The organism is Rhodoferax sp. (assembly GCF_034520025.1).
GTDB lineage: Bacteria > Pseudomonadota > Gammaproteobacteria > Burkholderiales > Burkholderiaceae_C > Allorhodoferax.
This window is the reverse complement of sequence record NZ_JAXHNZ010000001.1, coordinates 572,364-589,424: the sequence shown is the minus strand read 5'-3', so window position 1 is coordinate 589,424 and position 17,061 is coordinate 572,364. Positions and strand designations below refer to the sequence as shown.

Below are 17,061 nucleotides of genomic sequence, written 5' to 3'. Positions count from 1 at the left end.
CCTTGTCATCTATTTAAACCTACGCGCCAACAGCCGGGTCAGGGTCGGCCGCCCGAACATGAACTGCGAGGAGCAGCCCCGTCTGCACCGCCAATGGCAACCAGGCGGCTACATCCAAGGCGGGCGCGGCATCTAAGGCCGCGCCAAGATCGCCTTGGGCCAACAATACGGATAAAGCCTCTGCCTCTCCAGGCATGGCCAAGCGCACCTTCGGGCGGAACCCTTGGCGCCAGTACACCGCCGTTTGGCCGATGCCATCGTCCATCAGCGCACGTACTTCTTCAAAACCCGGCGATTCCGGCTGGTGAGCCGCCCAAATAGCAACGACCGGCCAAGCACTTGGCACCACGCCTGCACCCGGAGCGAGTTGCAAAGTCAATTGATTCGGGTCATGAGATGCCAGAAGCGAAAAGCTGCTTGCATCCACAAGCTGGTCCGCAGCGCCGGCCGCTTGGTGCAGCGCCCATTCGAGGCGGGCGATATCGGGCAGATAAGGGGTATCCCGCAGCTGCGGGCTTTCAGCCATAAATGCACCCAGTCCATCGCCCCATTGGGCAAGGTCACCGCGCACGGGAGGTTGTGCGTGCCACAGTGCGCGGGCGAGGTCATCCATACTGTCCTGCCCCAACAGCTGAGTGACAACGGGGTAAGCTGCTGACAATGTACGGCGCGCCAGCGCATGGCCATTGGATTGATAGGCTTTTAGCCCTCTAGCCCCCGTATCTATTGCCAAGTTAGCTATGTTTTTCATAGCATCTTGTGCGGGGGTGTCAAACAACGCGCGCACCAGTGCTTGCTGCTGTGCGAGCAAGCCGCTCATAGCAAACCCTCGCGCGATGCGATTGGGGCGTTCTGGACCTCGCAGCCCAACGCACGGGCACGGGCCACCTCGCCCAACAGCACATCGAGTTCGGGAACATCGGTATCCCACTCAATCAGGGTGGGCACATCGCCAAAGCGCCGGAGCGCATCGCGATACAAAGTCCAGATCTCCTCGCATACGCGACTGCCATGGTCATCGATAACGATATGGCCGTGCTCGTCATGCACCTCGCAATGGCCCGCAAGGTGCAGTTCTCCCACGTGTTGCGGCGGGATGGCTCTCAACCACTCCCGGCACGCGACCAAGGGGTCTTTAATCAAACCCTGGATCTGTGCGTTCAAGGCGTTCACATAAATGTTGTTGATGTCCAACAAGAGAGTGCAGCCAGTGCGCTCAGCAAGCGCGACCAAAAAATCTGGCTCGGTCCACTCCCTCTCCCCGGACGGAAGTCGCCAGCTGAGGTAAGCCGACAGGTTCTCCACCATGAAGCGCCGTTGCAAACGATCTTGCACCTGTTGCACGTGGGTGCAGAGTACCGCCAAAGCTTCATCGGTGAAAGGCAGAGGTAGCAAGTCAGAGGCGTGCACCTGACTGACCTGTGAAGCAGCCCCGTAAGGTGCACGCGCGAAAGATGCGTGGTCGCTTACTCGCACCGGGTCTATGCGCTGGACCAGCCATGCCAGTCGGTCAAGGTGCCACGGGTCCAAACCCGCTGCGGAGCCCAGCGACAAACCGACACCGTGCAAACTCACCGGGTAGTGCGACCGGCCTTGCTCTAAGACCGCAAGTGCAGCTCCGCCAGGGGCGAAGAAATTCTCTGAGTGGACTTCGAGGAAGTCCAAGGCAGGCTGCCGTTGAAGCAACTCGGCGTAATGGGGATGCCGCCACCCAATGCCCACTGGTGCTTGGCCTCTTTCGTGCAAAGAGGTATCAGCAGGGCTAGACACAGGCGGGCGGACTTTCAATGTAGAGATAGTCGATTACATCTTCGGGGCCATGGTGCTGCCCTTCATGCTGGCACAAGTACCTTTGGCCACGTATTTCCATTCGCCTTTGTCCATGTCAACCTTGGCTTGACCTGCGCAGGAGTGGCTACCGGAGGCATTGGCACAATCGTTTTGACCTGCTTTGGCGATGCCGTAGCACTTCTCTTTTTCCTGTGCAGCCACAGGTGCAGTGGCCAAAGCCATGGTCATTAAAGTGGCAGCAGTAGCGGCGAGCAGAGCGCGTTGGTTCATGTCAAAACTCCTTCAAGTGGTAGGGTGAAATTACCGACAAATAACCATTCAGCATCTGTTGCGCTTTGCCGCAGCGCTGTGGTTGATGGTTAGTACTGCGGCAGGCACTTTTCTTACGCTACTGCATAAAAAATCTCAAACAAGCCCCGTACACTGCTTGCCTCTCGACTGGGACTCCCATGCACAGCTTTGAACAACAGGTTGCCGGACACCGGGACTATCTCTATAAATTCGCCCGCATGCAACTGCGCAACGATGCGTGGGCAGAAGACGCCGTCTCCGAGACTCTCCTGGCCGCGTTGGTCAAACCTCAAGCCTTCGAGCAACGTAGCCAGCTCAAAACATGGCTGGTTGGTATTCTGAAACATAAGGTCATTGATGCGCTGCGCCACCACAGTCGCGAAATCACGGCTGCAAGCAGCAGCGAAGATGACGACACAGATCCCCTTGAGTTGTTGAACTTTAGAACAGACGGTCACTTCACTGAAGCGCCCGCTGAGTGGGGCAATCCTGAACAGCAGACACAAAGCCGCCAGTTCTTCGAGGTCTTAGAGGCCTGCGCGGATCGACTCCCACCGGCGCAAGGACGGTTGTTTTTAATGCGGGAGTGGCTTGAGCTTTCTAGCGATGAAATCTGTAAGGAATTGAATCTGACGCCGACGAACCTGTACGTCCAACTCCACCGCGCCCGTTTGCGCTTGCGCGAGTGTCTTGAAATGAACTGGTTCCAGAAAGTAGGGGCTACATGACCTTCTTACGTCGCACCTGCAAAGAAGCTGCCGCCCTGATGGTGGCGCGCGAAGACCGAATACTGTCACTCGATGACAAGGTAGCACTCTATTTCCACTTGATGGCATGCAAGACATGCCCGCGCTTTGAAAAACAGTTACTCACTTTGCGGCATAGCATGCGGGAGTGGCGGCACTACCGCGAAAACGATATCGATTCTGCCGGCTAGCCTGAAAAAACAAGAAAAATTAGGTTTCAGCAGCAAAGTAACGCATAATGGTCTCGCATTGCCGAAATATCGGTATGCAAGTTTGCGGTGAAGTGTCAGTTTCGCGTCTGCTTTAAGTCTTCAATGGTTTGTTGATTGCGGTTAAGGACTCCATCGCGTTTTGAGTTATTTTGAGGAGTCCCTCCATGGGCAACAAACTTTACGTGGGCAACCTGCCTTATTCTTTCCGTGACGAAGACCTGCAACAAGCGTTTGCAGCACACGGTTCTGTTTCCAGCGCCAAAGTCATGATGGAACGCGACACAGGTCGCTCCAAGGGTTTCGGCTTTGTGGAAATGGGCAGCGATGCTGAAGCACAAACCGCTATCAACGCAATGAACGGTCAGCAATTCGGTGGCCGCGGTCTCGTGGTGAACGAAGCACGTCCGATGGAGCCACGTCCTCCACGTTCCGGCGGCTTCGGCGGCGGCGGTGGCGGCTACGGTGGTGGCGGCCGTTCCGGTGGCGGCGGCTTTGGTGGCGGCGGTGACCGTTCCGGTGGCGGCGGCTACGGCGGCGGTGGCCGTTCCGGTGGCGGCGGCTACGGTGGCGGCGGTGACCGTTCCGGTGGCGGCGGCTACGGCGGTGGCCGTTCCAGCTACTAAGCCAGGAACTGCTTCTGCAGAACTAAAAAGGGACCCTCGGGTCCCTTTTTGCATGGTGACCTTTACTTTCAGGCTTCGTCTGCCCTACGTTTACGCGGACGTCCCGCCAAAACACGGTCAAACCATGCATCAGGCAAGGCCCGCAGCATCTTTGCAACCCAACCCATCTGCCATGGAATCACGCGGTAGCGATCACCGCGTTGCACCGCGTCGAAGGCTCTATCTGCAAAAACCTCCGGCCGCATCAAGAATGGCATGGAGTACCGGTTCTGTCGGGTCAGGGGGGTGTCTATATAACCGGGGCAAATCGTCACAACCTGCACTCCACTTGCACGCAGCTCCCCGCGCAATGATTCGCAATAGGCGATAACTGCAGCTTTACTTGCGCAGTAGGCCCCGTGCCCGGGTAATCCACGAATACCGGCCACACTGCCAATCCCCACCAGACGACCGGACCCCCTCTGCTCCATCGCCTGCACAAAAGGGTGGAAAGTAGCTGCCAACCCGAGGTTGTTGGTGGCGAAAGTACGCTGCATGACGTCCAGATCAGTCCGCACACCGGTATCCATTCCAATACTAATGCCCGCATTGGCCACCACCACATCCGGCAGACCTTGCGCCTGAATACATTGCTGCCCAGCTGCGACGATGCTCTCGATATCAGACACATCGGCGCTGTAAACCCGGAAACGTTGGGGATCCAGATTCTCGGCTTGCGCCCATGTGTGAATCTCCGCCGTACGGCGAGCCGCTAGTGCAAGCGAATAGCCCGCGTCATAAAACCGCTTGGCAAGCGCTTGGCCGATGCCGCTGGAGGCGCCTGTGATGAAAATCAGTGGAGGCATATGTTCATTCTTTGAATGCTGTTGGAGTCAGCGCTTGCTCGGAATCAACGTGCCACGCACGCGACCTTGCAGAAGCATGGTTTGCTGCACATTGTCAAAGTCCAGGCTATCTGCGGTGAAAACATCTTGGCCGCGACGCAGTTCCACAGGCTTGTGGGACTTTACTTGCTCAGTGTCCATAAAGGCATGCAAAAACTCTCCGCGGTATTCAGAGCGAGGCTGTGCAGGCGCCGAGCCTACTGCAGTTGCCGCCTCTCGAACGACCACCGCGTTGCCCATTAGCTGTACCTCTGAGCCATCCTCGTTGGCCAAGCCTTTGTTGGCCGTCGCCGTCGTCAAGCGACCGCTGGCGTCGAAAGAGCGGATGCGGATGGCATCAATTTCCATCCACTTCGTGTCAGGGTAGTGTTTGGCGACATCGCCCGCCACCTCGGATCGCAAGCGGCCTGTTGCGTCAAAGGTTTTCACCTTGAAACCATGCATGAAGTAGTCGGGCTCGTGCCCGCGTACCCGCTCCGGCACTTGAGGCCCGGATACAGGCGTACTACGCACCAACCAATAGGTACCTAGAGCCAACACCCCCATCACCAACACCGGGAGATACAGCATGAGCCGCTCCCACGCTGCGTACAAAATGCCTTTCACCGCAAGTAAGGCTTCAGGAGCCCCGCGTAGCGACCACTGGCAACCAACAAGACGTCACACACCTCGCGCACGGCCCCATGACCGCCGGCAGCACGTGTCACGTAATGAGCACGACCACTCACCTCCGTATGGGCATTTATCGGAGCACAGGCAAAGCGAGCGTGCTCCATCATGGGCAGATCCGGCCAGTCATCGCCCATCGCTGCGGCCTGGTCCCAAGTCAGCCCCAATTCGGTCAAAATTTCTTCGGCAGCCGGTTGTTTGTCCTCCGTTCCGAAACGCGCATGGTGCACGCCCAGCGCCTGGAGACGGACCCGCAGCGCGGAGGAATCTCGCCCGGTCACCACGGCAGGTGTGATGCCAGCTTTTTGCAGTAGCTTCAGTCCGTGGCCATCTAAAGTATTGAAGCGCTTGCTGGTTTCGCCCTCCGCAGTGAAATGCAGGCCACCATCCGTCAATACGCCGTCGACGTCAAGAAACAGAACGCGAATGCCTTGCGCTTTAAGAAGCAGCTCTGCGGGAAAGTTGAGAAAAGGTGTCATCAAATGACCTTGGCCCGCATCAAATCGTTGCTGTTGACTGCGCCGCACAAGCGGCCAGCTTCATCGACCACCAGGACGCTGGTAATGCGTCGCGCCTCCATGAGATCCGCAGCATCAACCGCCAAGGCGTGCGCACTGATAGTGCATGGGGACGCGTGCATGACTTCGGCTGCTGTTTTGCCCCGCAAGTCGGCGCCTTGCTCCACCAAGCGACGCAAATCACCGTCGGTAAATATGCCCAAGACATCACCTGCCTCTGACACGATAGCCGTAGCGCCCAAGCCTTTGCTGCTCATTTCGCGCATTAACTCACTGAAGTTTGCACCCGGCAAAACTCGGGGCACAGCATCTCCAATGCGCATGACATCCGACACATGCGTCAGCAACTTGCGCCCCAAGGCCCCGCCCGGGTGCGAACGGGCAAAGTCCTCCGCCCGGAACCCTCGTGCATCCAACAGCGCCACAGCCAATGCATCGCCCATCGCGAGCTGGGCCGTGGTGCTTGCGGTGGGCGCCAAATTCAACGGGCATGCTTCTTTGCTGACCGCGGTATCGATCCAAATAGTGGCATGTAGCGCCATCGTGCTTTGACCATTACCAGTCATGGCGACCAAGGGGATACCGAGGCGCTTGAGCACCGGCAGAATCGCAGCTACCTCTTGTGACTCACCGCTGTTGGAAATCATGAGCACCAAATCGAAGGTGGTGACCATGCCCAGATCGCCGTGACTGGCTTCACCCGGATGCACAAACATCGCAGGGGTACCAGTAGAAGCCAAGGTTGCCGCTATCTTGCGGCCTACATGCCCGCTTTTGCCCATGCCCATGACGACGACCCGGCCCGGGATCTGCAAGATGGCTTCAACTGCCCGGGTAAAGCCCTGCCCTACGCGGGCTTTCAGCCCCTGTATAGCCGCAGCCTCGATATCAAATGTTTCACGGGCGAGGTCAATAGCCCGCTGGGCATTGAAAGCGGGAGCCGCTGCAGTAGATGCTGTCATCCCGACATTTTATAGAGCGCATGTCTCTTGCTAGTATCCGTGCATGTCCGGTTTAGAAATTACTCTGCTCTACCTGTTGGCCGCTGTGCTCGGCGTTGTGGTGTGCCGCTCGCTGAAGCTCCCCCCCATGCTGGGATATCTGGCGGTAGGCGTGGTGATTGGGCCAAATGCTCTTGCACTTTCGCAGAACTCGGAAGCGGTAAGGCACCTTGGGGAATTTGGCGTCGTTTTTTTGATGTTCGTGATCGGACTGGAGTTCAACCTGCCGCGCCTGCGCGCGATGCGACAGCATGTTTTCGGCCTCGGGCTCTTGCAAGTGACGCTCACCATTCTGCTGGCTACAGGCTTAACTCTGGGGCTATCCATCTGGCTGTCCGGAGCATGGAGCCTGGGATGGCAAGCCGCTTTGGCCCTCTCAAGTGCGCTCGCAATGAGCAGCACGGCAATCGTCGTGAAGCTCATGATCGAGAGATTGGAGCTAGAGTCTGAACACGGCAAACGGGTGATGGGCGTTTTGCTGTTTCAGGACTTGGCGGTAGTGCCGCTGCTGGTGTTGATACCCGCGCTCAGCGCTTCAGGTGAGGCTTTGTTTGAAGCACTAGCGTGGGCGGCCGTAAAAGCCACCGTGCTGGTGACGGTGTTGCTGGTGGGTGGCCAGCATCTGATGCGGCGTTGGCTCACCATCGTCGTGCGGCGCAAAAGCGACGAGCTATTTGTGCTCAATTTGTTGCTCATCACGCTCGGACTGGCCTGGTTGACCGAGATGGCCGGACTGAGCTTGGCGCTAGGCGCTTTTATCGCCGGTATGCTGATTTCCGAGACCGAGTACAAGCACCAGGTGGAGACCGATATACGCCCCTTCCACGACGTGCTGCTTGGCTTGTTTTTCATCAGCATCGGAATGCTTCTGGACTGGAGATTGGTCTTGGAACGATGGCCGCTGGTGTTGCTGTTGGTGGTGGTACCCACCGTGTTTAAAGCGGCCTTGGTTGCCGCCATTGCCCGGGTTCTAGGCTCAACGGCAGGGGTTTCCATCCGTACCGGACTTTATCTTGCACAGGCGGGCGAATTCGGTTTTGTCTTGCTGACCTTGGCGCAAAAGAACGCATTGGTTCCCCCGGAGCTGCTGAACCCGATATTGGCGGCTATGGTGCTGTCGATGTTGATCACGCCTTTTATTGTGATGAACACCAACCGGATTGTGATGAAGCTGGTGAGCAGTGAGTGGTTGCAACAATCGCTGCAAATGACCTCAATTGCCCGCAAATCGATCAACGCCAACCGGCACGTGATCATTTGCGGCTACGGGCGTTGTGGCCAGAACTTGGCGCGCATGTTGGAACGGGAGGGGATTCCCTACATGGCCCTTGACCTGGACCCCGATCGGGTGCGGCAGGCGGCGGCAGCTGGTGACTCGGTGGTCTTCGGCGATGCGGCCCGCCTGCAGGCGCTGATGGCGGCTGGCCTTGCGCGTGCAAGCGCTGTGGTTATTACATATTTAGATGTACCCGGCGCGCTCAAGGTTCTGGCCAACACCCGGTCCCATGCGCCTCAGGTGCCAGTGATTGTGCGCACCCAGGACGATCAAAATCTGGAAAAACTCCAAGAAGCCGGCGCGACTGAAGTAGTCCCCGAGGCCATCGAAGGCTCCCTGATGTTGGCGAGTCACGCGTTGGCGCTGGTGGGGGTGCCAATGCGACGCGTTATCCGCATCGTGCAAGAACAACGCGATGCGCGTTACAACCTGCTCAAAGGCTTCTTTCATGGAGCGGACGATAACTCCGTCGATGAGTTGCAGAACGAGCGGCTTGCCACGGTCAGCCTTCCTGCAGCGTTCAAGTCCAGTGGGCAACCGGTCGCGACTTTCCAGCTTGACCGCCTCGGAGTTCGTCTGGTCAGCCTGCGGCGGGCTAGCGGTGCACAGATTGCAGTGGACGAGTCAGTCTGTATCCAAGGTGGGGACACACTGGTACTTAGTGGCAAAGCCGTTGAATTGGCTACCGCTGAACAAAAACTGCTGAAAGGCTTATAAGGTCTGCCGGACTTGGGCGCACAATAGCTCCCGCGCCACATTGGCGCTTTTTTCATGAGTCTTCTATGCAACATCTGAGCATTAATCAGTATCTTCGTGACCACATCCGGACAGTTCCTGATTGGCCGACGCCGGGAGTGCAGTTCCGTGACATCACCCCTTTGCTGCAAGATGCCAAGGTATTTCGGGTCTTGATCGACGCCTTCGTGCACCGTTATATGGACCCCGCGATGCGGCCTGATGTCGTTGCGGGGCTGGATGCACGCGGCTTTATTTTGGGTGCCGTCGTGGCTTATGAGCTCAACATCGGTTTCGTGCCGATCCGAAAAAAGGGCAAACTGCCTTTCACCACCGTCGAAGAGACTTACGAGCTGGAATACGGCAGCGCAACCGTGGAACTCCATACCGATGCCGTAAAGCCGGGCGACCGGGTGCTATTGATAGACGATCTGATCGCGACCGGGGGCACCATGATGGCGGGGAGAAAACTATTGGAGCGGCAAGGGGCCCATGTGATGGAAGGTGCTGCCATCGTAGACCTGCCGGAGTTGGGTGGCTCGCAGAAGCTGCGTGATTCGGGCCTGCCGCTGTTTACCTTGGTGGACTTTTCCGGCCACTGAAAGCAGCACGGGTAACGGCGGACCGAACCGGCTCAGTTCAGTTCAGTTCAGTTCAGTTCAGTTCGCCGTATTGTGTCGTACCCAAAGGAAACAAGCGCTCGTTCAACTCTGCATCACTGAAGCGAACGGGGGCTGGGTTCCGCTTGGCGGACTTGATGATCTCTCCCGGTGCAGACAAGGCAGGCGCGGCGGGCACCGACGAAAGTGCACGCTTGAAGGCCTCAATCTCTGAAGGTTGAAGCGGCTCAAATCGCTCCGCTTGGCTCGGATTTGCCTGTGAGTGAACAGGCTGGGGCTGTTCGTTCATGCCCAGTTGTTCATTGATGCGCCAGTACATGGCAGTCACCAGCAAGTCGTGGCGATTCTTCGCAATTTTCCCGATATGGCTTTCGATACCGAGCAGCAACTTGGCATCGCGCACATTGTGCTCAGCCAAATCCACCATGATCAAGTACTGGCGTCCCCGTGAGTCCAGAGACAAAACTTTGAACTTGTAGCTGCCGGAGAGTAGCCCTGCACCTGTCATCGACTCACGGACAACAGCATACAAAGACTCTCGACGCTCATTACGTTCGGCCTTGCGGCCATGCGGCTCTTGTGCGTCCGCGGAAAGCGCTTTTTTCGCACGGGAGCGTGTACCGGCACTCCGACCCGACGGGGCGCCAGGCGTTACAGGGTGTGTGGTGTCTGCCGAACGGCTAAACCATTTGAAAAAAGACATCAGAACTAGTCCTTCCCTTGAAAGCACGGCATCCGACTATTTGCCAATACAAAACTTCGAAAAAATGACGCCCAGCAAGTCATCGGCACCGAATTCACCAGTGATTCGGTTGAGCGCATTCTGACCCAAACGCAGCTCTTCGGCGAGCAGGTCCAGGGCGTTGCTACCATTCGCCAGCAAATCAGAAGCCTGCGCCAAATGGTCGGCCACTTCCTTCAAAGCGTGCAAATGGCGCTGCCTTGCGATAAAGGTGCCCCCTTGGGCGGGCTGCCAACCCGCCGCCTCCAGGAGGCGTGAGCGCAGAGTGTCAAGGCCCGCCCCTGTCTTCGCGGAAAGTACGAGCCCATCATCAGAAGAAGCCCGTGGATGGGCATCGGTTTTATTCCAGACATGGATGACCGGCACCTTCTGAGGCAGTTTTTGGGCTATCGTGGCCGCTATATCTGCGTCAGCTGCTATGTAATCAGGAGCACTGCAACGGGTTAAGTCGTGCAAAAACACGACCGCATCTGCGGCAGTAATAGCTTCCCAGGCACGCGCAATGCCGATTTGCTCCACGGCATCTTCGCTTGCGCGCAAACCCGCCGTGTCGATGATGTGCAGTGGCACGCCCTCGATCTGGATGGTTTCCTGCACTTTGTCGCGGGTGGTCCCGGCGATCGGCGTCACGATGGCGAGTTCGGCACCCGCCAGCGCGTTGAGCAAGGACGATTTACCGGCATTCGGCTGCCCGGCAATCACCACCTTCATGCCCTCACGCAGCAGCGCGCCTTGTGCGGCTTTGGCTTGCACCGCGAGCAACGCGGTTTGTAAGCGCTGCAACTGGCCCACAGCATCCGCTTTTTCAAGGAAATCAATTTCCTCTTCGGGGAAATCCAGCGTGGCCTCTACCAGCATGCGCAGGTGAATCAAGGCATCGCGCAAGGAGGCGACCTGTGCTGAAAAAACACCCGAGAGAGACTGGCTGGCACTGCGTGCAGCGGCCTCCGTGCTTGCATCGATCAAGTCCGCAATCGCTTCCGCTTGCGCGAGGTCGAGCTTGTTGTTCAAAAACGCACGTTGGGTGAATTCACCGGGATCCGCCAAGCGCAAGGCGGGCAAAACCATGCCTTCACCACCGTGCCCGGGCTGAGCAGCTATCTCGAGGCATCGGGCGACCAGAAGCTGCAAAACAACCGGTCCACCATGCGCTTGCAGCTCGAGAACATCTTCGCCGGTGAATGAACGGGGCCCCGGAAAAAACAAAGCCAGTCCATGGTCAATGGGCTGGCCTTGCGCGTCGGGGAAGGGGAGGTAAGTTGCTTCGCGCGGCACCAGTGTGCGCCCGAAGAACGCCTCGGTGAACGCAAGCAGCGATTTGCCGCTCACCCTCACGATGCCGACGGCGCCACGGCCAGAGGCCGTAGCGATGGCGGCAATCGGGTCCGTATGCCGTGACAGCACCTCGTCCCGGCCCGCTTACTTGAACTTCGGCAGATTGAACTGCGGTGGCACACCCATGCGGGTGTTGATGATCCACTGCTGTGCAATCGACAGAATGTTGTTAGTGATCCAGTACAGCACCAAGCCGGACGGGAAGAAGAAGAACATCACGCTGAACGCCAATGGCATGAACCACATCATCTTGGCTTGCAAAGGATCCGGAGGTGCCGGATTCAGCGCAGTTTGCAGCAAGGTCGTCAAGGTCATGACCACAGGCAGGATGAAGAATGGATCAGGCGAGGACAAATCCTGGATCCACAGAATCCACGGGGCGTTGCGCATTTCTACGCTGGACAACAACACCCAGTAGAGCGCAATGAAGACCGGGATCTGCACCATGATCGGGAAGCAACCACCCATGGGGTTCACCTTCTCTTCACGATAGATGCGCATCATCTCCTGTTGCATCTGCTGCGGGTTGTCCTTGAGACGTTCGCGCATTTCCATGATGCGTGGGTTCACCGCCTTCATCTTGGCCATGCTGGCATACGCTTTGGCATTGAGCCAGTAGAACGCGATCTTCAGCAACAGCACCAAAGCCACAATGGACCATCCCCAGTTCAGGATGAAGCTGTGCAGCTTGTCGAGCAACCAGTACAAAGGCTTGGCCAGAATGGTCAACCAACCATAGTCTTTCACCAGCTCCATGCCGGGCGCCAAAGCTTCAAGCTTTTTCTCCTCTTGGGGGCCCACAAACAGTTTGGCTTCCACTGCTTTGGTTTGGCCGGGTGCTACTGTTTCCAGCGGCGTAATCATGGTAGCTCGGTAGCAACAATCAGCAACCGTCGCCCCCACATCTCGCGCATCCAAAGAGAAAGTGCGTTTCACATCCGCAGGCAAAATCCAGGCGCTGGCGAAGTAGTGCTGCACCATGGCGATATAGCCGTTGGCGCTTTCCTTCTCAAAATCGGCTTTGCCTTTTTTGATGTCACTGAACTCGACCTTCTGGTACTTTTTGAGGTCGGTGTAAACCGCAGGGCCTGTGAAAGTGGAGTAGAAAGAAGACTCACCGGCAGGTTTGTTGCCGTCACGCACCAACTGCAAGTACAACTGGGGGTTCAGGGCCGTCGCGCCAGTGTTGATCACCTCATGCTTAACGGCAACATCGTAGGCACCCCGACGCAGTGTGTAAGTCTTTACTAGCTTGATACCGCCCGTGTCTTGCGAGGTGAAAACAAGTTTGAGCTCGTCTTGTCCGTCTTTGAGTGCCTTGTCACCACTCACCGCCATCACCGACTTGTGGGTCGGGAAGCTGTCCGGCGCCACGCCGCCGATCAACCCGGTCTGGGCTTGGTAATAACGATCCTTGGTGTCGTCCAACAAGACGAAATTGCGTGTCTTGTCGTTGGAGTCCAGATACTGCAAAAACTCAGTCCGCACCAATGCGCCACCTTGGGTGTCGAACGTCATTTTGAGCACATCTGTGCTGACCTCAAAACGCTCAGACGCCACGGCTACCGCAGACTCGGCCACTGGTGCTTGCCCTGCGACCGCTGGTGCAACGGGCACACCCGTTGATGCACTCACTGCAGGGGCGGGAGCCGACGCTGCTTTTTGTGCCGGATTAGGGAAGAAAGTGGCTTGCTTTCCGTTGTGGATCTGCCATTGATCCCACAACAGGACCATGGAGAACCCAAAGATCACCCACAAAATGGTGCGGCGAATATCGTTCATGAAGACTTCTTCTCAGAGGGGGATTGAATCAAGCGACGGAACAGTCGCGGCGCATTTTCAGGCACGGGATCGTGCCCACCCGCGCACCACGGGTGACAGCGCGCAAGACGCGCGACCATCAGATAGCTACCTATTGTCGCACCGTGCCGTTCGAGGGCTTCGAGCGCATACACAGAACATGTGGGGTTAAAGCGGCAAGCGGATCCTAGCCAGGGGCTCAGCATCAAGCGATAGCCACGCACCAAACCCATCAGGATCCGCTTCATCATCGCATCACCTGTGACGGGTCGAGCCCCGCCTTACCGGGCAACGGGCCCACAATTTGGCCGAAAAGATCCATCAGTTCGCTGCGCACCGCCGCTCTCAGGGCATCCGACGTAGCGCTCACAAAGACTTTGCGATCAAAGTCGCGCCGCAAACGGATCAAGTGGGCTTTTTCTTTCAGCAACGGAGCAAACTCAGCCCCCAAGCTGTACACCTGGCGCTTGATCGTATTGCGGGTCACCGCCCGTTTGGCCCAGCGCTTGGGTGCCATCGCTCCCAACCAGAAGCCTGGCTCCGGAAAAACGGAAGGATTTGCATCTACGCCAGAAACACCAACAGCGCAGCAATGCAAAGCAAAGTGCGCTGTTTTTGAAACCGTAGAGCCACCCAGAACCGCTTGGAACTGGGCGCGCGTTTGAAGGCGCTTAACGGCAGGCAGCCTGCCGATGTGCGGTTCCGCTATCACCAAAAGCCAAAAGCTCTGGTTTGCGAAGCCGTCTTAGACAGCCAGACGCTTGCGGCCTTTGGCGCGGCGTGCATTGATCACAGCGCGGCCGCCGCGAGTCTTCATGCGGACCAGGAAACCGTGGGTACGTGCGCGACGGATTTTGGAAGGTTGGTATGTGCGTTTCATGAAATTTTCCTAACAGGCTCAGTGGTATCTGCGTGGCCCGCTAGTGCTACTCACCAGGGACTCGATAACGCAGATTTCGGTCTTATCGCCCCGAACACAATCAGGGGAACCGCGGATTATCGCAAATTTTCCCAAGCAGGGCAACACCTTAGGTGGCAATCAGATTCTTTTGCACGAACTGCGGCCATCCCGGTCGACAATGTGGATAAAGTATTGATAAATTAGAATGCGCTTCGCAGCAAACAACAACTATCCACAGAAGCTGACCCGCACAATGACCCAGGGCTCCCTCCCTTCCTCCCACGACGGCTCCAATTTTGAACTCGGGCAAAGCCTGTGGCAGAGTTGCGTCGATCAGCTCGCCCAAGAGCTTCCCGAGCAACAGTTCAACACTTGGATCAAGCCACTCACCGCCCTCGTTCATGAGGACATGTCCAAGATTACCGTGTTTGTCGCTAATCGCTTCAAACTCGACTGGGTTCGCGCCCAATATAGCCAGCGCATTGCCGGCATGCTTGAAAAGCTTTACGGGCAGGCCGTAGCAGTTGAGTTAGTGATCACTCCGCGAGAAGCGCCGGTGCGCCCGACTGCAGCGCCCCGTGCCGCGGAGGTGCCTGCTGCCATCGAAGAAGTCGAGGTGGGCGAAGACCGCTTCGCCGGCGTTCCCAAAAGCCGCCTCAACAGCATGCTCACCTTCGAGAGCTTGGTGGAAGGCACCGCCAACCGCATGGCGCGTGCAGCCGCCATGCATGTGGCCACCATGCCCGGGCACCTGTACAACCCCCTGTTCATCTATGGTGGCGTAGGCTTGGGCAAGACCCACTTGATGCACGCCGTAGGTAACCGCTTGCTTGTGGATAAACCCGGATCCAAGGTGCTTTACATCCACGCAGAACAATTTGTGTCAGATGTCGTCAAGGCCTATCAGCGCAAGACTTTTGACGAGTTCAAAGAGCGATACCACTCCCTGGACCTGCTATTGATCGACGATGTGCAGTTTTTTGCCAACAAAGATCGCACCCAGGAAGAGTTCTTCAATGCCTTTGAGGCGCTGCTGGCCAAGAAGTCCCACATCGTGATGACCAGCGATACCTATCCCAAGGGTCTGGCCGACATTCACGAGCGTTTGGTATCCCGTTTTGACTCCGGCCTGACGGTGGCCATCGAGCCACCGGAACTGGAAATGCGGGTCGCAATTCTGATCAACAAGGCGCATGCCGAGGGCTCTGAAATGCCTGAAGAAGTCGCGTTTTTCGTGGCGAAAAACGTGCGCTCCAACGTCCGCGAGCTCGAAGGCGCGCTGCGCAAAATCCTGGCGTACTCGCGCTTTAACCAGAAGGAAATCTCCATCCAACTGGCCCGCGAAGCCCTGCGTGACTTGCTGTCGATCCAGAACCGGCAGATCTCGGTGGAAAACATCCAAAAAACCGTGGCCGACTACTACAAGATCAAGGTCGCGGACATGTATTCCAAGAAGCGTCCGGCGAGCATTGCCCGGCCGCGCCAGATTGCGATGTATCTGGCGAAAGAACTGACCCAAAAGAGCCTACCGGAAATCGGCGAGCTATTCGGTGGGCGCGATCACACGACGGTTTTGCACGCCGTACGAAAAATCGGCGGCGAGCGCCAGCAACTGACCGAACTGAACCAGCAGCTACACGTTCTGGAGCAAACGCTCAAGGGTTAAGGGTAAAAACAGAGGCAAGCCCCCGTAAGTCACTGAAAAAACAGGGAAAATGGTGGGATTGTTTGTTTGGCAGAGATTCACAAAGAGGTTGACATGATCGTATTGAAGGCAACGCAAGACAAGGTCTTATCGGTTCTGCAATCGGTGGCCGGTATTGTTGAGCGCCGCCACACCTTGCCCATTCTTGCCAACGTACTGCTGCGCAAGACCGGCACCTCCCTGCAACTCACCACCAGCGACCTCGAAATCCAGATCCGTACCACGGCAGAACTGGGCGGCGACACCGGCAACTTCACCACCACCATCGGTGCGCGCAAGCTGATCGACATTCTGCGCACCATGCCCGGTGACCAGACCGTGTCCCTCGAATCCAGCCAAAGCAAAATCATCCTCAAGGGCGGCAAGAGCAAGTTCACGCTGCAGACCATGCAGGCGGAAGACTTTCCGCTAGTTCAGGAAAGCGCCAGCTTCGGCCCTGTCTTCAGCGTGCCGCAAAAAACCCTGAAGGACCTGCTGAGCCAGGTGTCCTTCGCCATGGCGGTCCACGACATCCGCTACTACCTCAACGGCATTTTGTTTGTGGCCGAAGGCAAGCAGCTCAGCCTGGTCGCCACCGACGGTCACCGTCTGGCATTCGCCTCCGCGACGCTTGATGTGGAAGTGCCCAAGCAAGAGGTCATCCTGCCGCGCAAGACAGTGATCGAGTTGCAGCGCTTGCTATCTGATGCCGAAGGCGCCATCGAGATGCAATTCGCCAACAACCAGGCCAAATTCACTTTCGACGGCATGGAATTCGTGACCAAGCTGGTGGAAGGCAAATTCCCCGACTACAACCGCGTCATCCCCAAGAACCACAAGAACAGCATCACCCTGGGCCGCGAAGCGCTGCTCAAGACGCTGCAACGCACCGCCATCCTGACCAGCGACAAGTTCAAGGGCGTGCGCCTGAACATTGATCCCGGCAGCCTGCGCGTAGCGTCCAACAACGCCGAGCAGGAAGAAGCAGTGGACGAGTTGGACATCGACTACGGCGGTGACAGCATCGAAATCGGCTTCAACGTGACCTACCTGATTGATGCACTGAGCAATATGAGCCAGGACATGGTGAAAGTAGAGCTGTCAGACGGCAACAGTTCTGCCCTGATCACCATCCCCGACAACACGACCTTCAAGTATGTCGTGATGCCCATGAGAATCTGACGCTATAAAAATAGTAGCTACCCGCGCAATCAAACCCCCACCTACCGGGGG

Annotated in this window: 20 protein-coding genes; 7 read left to right on the top strand and 13 right to left on the bottom strand. The window is 57.2% G+C overall.

Annotation, left to right across the window (positions count from 1 at the left end):
* Positions 1 to 19: 19 nt before the first annotated feature.
* Genes U5L73_RS02840 through U5L73_RS02830 form a run of 3 tightly spaced genes read right to left on the bottom strand, consistent with a single transcriptional unit; the run spans position 20 to position 2,061 of the window.
* On the bottom strand, positions 20 to 820 hold the full coding sequence (locus U5L73_RS02840; RefSeq protein WP_322560937.1) for a putative DNA-binding domain-containing protein: 801 nt from the start codon (positions 818 to 820) through the stop codon (positions 20 to 22).
* Positions 817 to 1,770 (bottom strand): DUF692 domain-containing protein, encoded by a 954-nt coding sequence (locus U5L73_RS02835; RefSeq protein WP_322560936.1) that lies wholly within the window; start codon positions 1,768 to 1,770, stop codon positions 817 to 819. The genes U5L73_RS02840 and U5L73_RS02835 overlap by 4 nt, the downstream gene beginning before the upstream one ends.
* A gap of 33 nt (positions 1,771 to 1,803) precedes the next feature.
* Complete coding sequence (locus U5L73_RS02830) at positions 1,804 to 2,061, bottom strand: DUF2282 domain-containing protein (RefSeq protein WP_322560935.1); 258 nt, start codon at positions 2,059 to 2,061, stop codon at positions 1,804 to 1,806.
* A gap of 179 nt (positions 2,062 to 2,240) precedes the next feature.
* On the opposite strand from U5L73_RS02830, the gene U5L73_RS02825 reads away from it, so the two are divergent.
* From U5L73_RS02825 to U5L73_RS02815, 3 genes are all read left to right on the top strand, one after another.
* Positions 2,241 to 2,810 (top strand): sigma-70 family RNA polymerase sigma factor, encoded by a 570-nt coding sequence (locus U5L73_RS02825; RefSeq protein WP_322560934.1) that lies wholly within the window; start codon positions 2,241 to 2,243, stop codon positions 2,808 to 2,810.
* Entirely contained in the window at positions 2,807 to 3,019 is a 213-nt protein-coding gene (locus tag U5L73_RS02820; protein WP_322560933.1) for a zf-HC2 domain-containing protein, read from the top strand. Before U5L73_RS02825 ends, U5L73_RS02820 begins: the two co-directional genes overlap by 4 nt.
* Positions 3,020 to 3,204: 185 nt before the next feature.
* Entirely contained in the window at positions 3,205 to 3,663 is a 459-nt protein-coding gene (locus tag U5L73_RS02815) for an RNA recognition motif domain-containing protein (RefSeq protein ID WP_313874695.1), read from the top strand.
* A 68-nt stretch (positions 3,664 to 3,731) separates the two neighbouring features.
* Here the strand turns inward: U5L73_RS02815 and U5L73_RS02810 are convergent, their stop codons facing one another.
* Genes U5L73_RS02810 through U5L73_RS02795 form a run of 4 tightly spaced genes read right to left on the bottom strand, consistent with a single transcriptional unit; the run spans position 3,732 to position 6,696 of the window.
* Positions 3,732 to 4,508, bottom strand: a complete 777-nt coding sequence (locus U5L73_RS02810) for an SDR family oxidoreductase (protein ID WP_322560932.1) — start codon at positions 4,506 to 4,508, stop codon at positions 3,732 to 3,734.
* Positions 4,509 to 4,535: 27 nt separating this feature from the next.
* Positions 4,536 to 5,117, bottom strand: a complete 582-nt coding sequence (gene lptC / locus U5L73_RS02805) for an LPS export ABC transporter periplasmic protein LptC (RefSeq protein ID WP_322560931.1) — start codon at positions 5,115 to 5,117, stop codon at positions 4,536 to 4,538.
* A 32-nt stretch (positions 5,118 to 5,149) separates the two neighbouring features.
* Positions 5,150 to 5,695, bottom strand: coding sequence for a KdsC family phosphatase (locus U5L73_RS02800; RefSeq protein WP_322560930.1), 546 nt, complete (start codon positions 5,693 to 5,695; stop codon positions 5,150 to 5,152).
* On the bottom strand, positions 5,695 to 6,696 hold the full coding sequence (locus U5L73_RS02795; protein ID WP_322560929.1) for a KpsF/GutQ family sugar-phosphate isomerase: 1,002 nt from the start codon (positions 6,694 to 6,696) through the stop codon (positions 5,695 to 5,697). Before U5L73_RS02795 ends, U5L73_RS02800 begins: the two co-directional genes overlap by 1 nt.
* Positions 6,697 to 6,739: 43 nt before the next feature.
* Between U5L73_RS02795 and U5L73_RS02790 the strand changes: the two genes are divergently transcribed.
* Positions 6,740 to 8,728, top strand: a complete 1,989-nt coding sequence (locus U5L73_RS02790) for a monovalent cation:proton antiporter-2 (CPA2) family protein (RefSeq protein ID WP_322560928.1) — start codon at positions 6,740 to 6,742, stop codon at positions 8,726 to 8,728.
* Between the two features lie 65 nt (positions 8,729 to 8,793).
* Entirely contained in the window at positions 8,794 to 9,348 is a 555-nt protein-coding gene (locus tag U5L73_RS02785; RefSeq protein ID WP_313882307.1) for an adenine phosphoribosyltransferase, read from the top strand.
* A gap of 52 nt (positions 9,349 to 9,400) precedes the next feature.
* Here the strand turns inward: U5L73_RS02785 and U5L73_RS02780 are convergent, their stop codons facing one another.
* The 6 genes from U5L73_RS02780 to rpmH are packed head-to-tail and all read right to left on the bottom strand — an operon-like array spanning position 9,401 to position 14,123.
* Positions 9,401 to 10,069: a hypothetical protein gene (locus tag U5L73_RS02780; protein ID WP_322560927.1), complete on the bottom strand. Its 669-nt coding sequence runs from the start codon at positions 10,067 to 10,069 to the stop codon at positions 9,401 to 9,403.
* Between the two features lie 36 nt (positions 10,070 to 10,105).
* Entirely contained in the window at positions 10,106 to 11,512 is a 1,407-nt protein-coding gene (gene mnmE, locus U5L73_RS02775; protein ID WP_322560926.1) for a tRNA uridine-5-carboxymethylaminomethyl(34) synthesis GTPase MnmE, read from the bottom strand.
* A 15-nt stretch (positions 11,513 to 11,527) separates the two neighbouring features.
* The gene (yidC, locus tag U5L73_RS02770) at positions 11,528 to 13,225 is read right to left on the bottom strand and encodes a membrane protein insertase YidC (protein ID WP_322560925.1); all 1,698 of its coding nucleotides are present in this window, start codon (positions 13,223 to 13,225) and stop codon (positions 11,528 to 11,530) included.
* Positions 13,222 to 13,494 (bottom strand): membrane protein insertion efficiency factor YidD, encoded by a 273-nt coding sequence (yidD, locus tag U5L73_RS02765; protein ID WP_322560924.1) that lies wholly within the window; start codon positions 13,492 to 13,494, stop codon positions 13,222 to 13,224. Before yidD ends, yidC begins: the two co-directional genes overlap by 4 nt.
* On the bottom strand, positions 13,491 to 13,955 hold the full coding sequence (locus U5L73_RS02760; protein ID WP_322560923.1) for a ribonuclease P protein component: 465 nt from the start codon (positions 13,953 to 13,955) through the stop codon (positions 13,491 to 13,493). Before U5L73_RS02760 ends, yidD begins: the two co-directional genes overlap by 4 nt.
* Before the next feature lie 33 nt (positions 13,956 to 13,988).
* Positions 13,989 to 14,123: a 50S ribosomal protein L34 gene (rpmH, locus tag U5L73_RS02755; RefSeq protein ID WP_006299042.1), complete on the bottom strand. Its 135-nt coding sequence runs from the start codon at positions 14,121 to 14,123 to the stop codon at positions 13,989 to 13,991.
* Between the two features lie 274 nt (positions 14,124 to 14,397).
* Between rpmH and dnaA the strand changes: the two genes are divergently transcribed.
* Together dnaA and dnaN are read left to right on the top strand one after the other, a co-directional pair.
* Positions 14,398 to 15,810 carry a chromosomal replication initiator protein DnaA gene (gene dnaA / locus U5L73_RS02750; RefSeq protein ID WP_322560922.1) on the top strand — a complete coding sequence of 471 codons (1,413 nt, stop codon included), beginning with the start codon at positions 14,398 to 14,400 and terminating at the stop codon, positions 15,808 to 15,810.
* 93 nt (positions 15,811 to 15,903) lie between these two features.
* Entirely contained in the window at positions 15,904 to 17,010 is a 1,107-nt protein-coding gene (gene dnaN, locus U5L73_RS02745; RefSeq protein ID WP_087495810.1) for a DNA polymerase III subunit beta, read from the top strand.
* Positions 17,011 to 17,061: the final 51 nt, after the last annotated feature.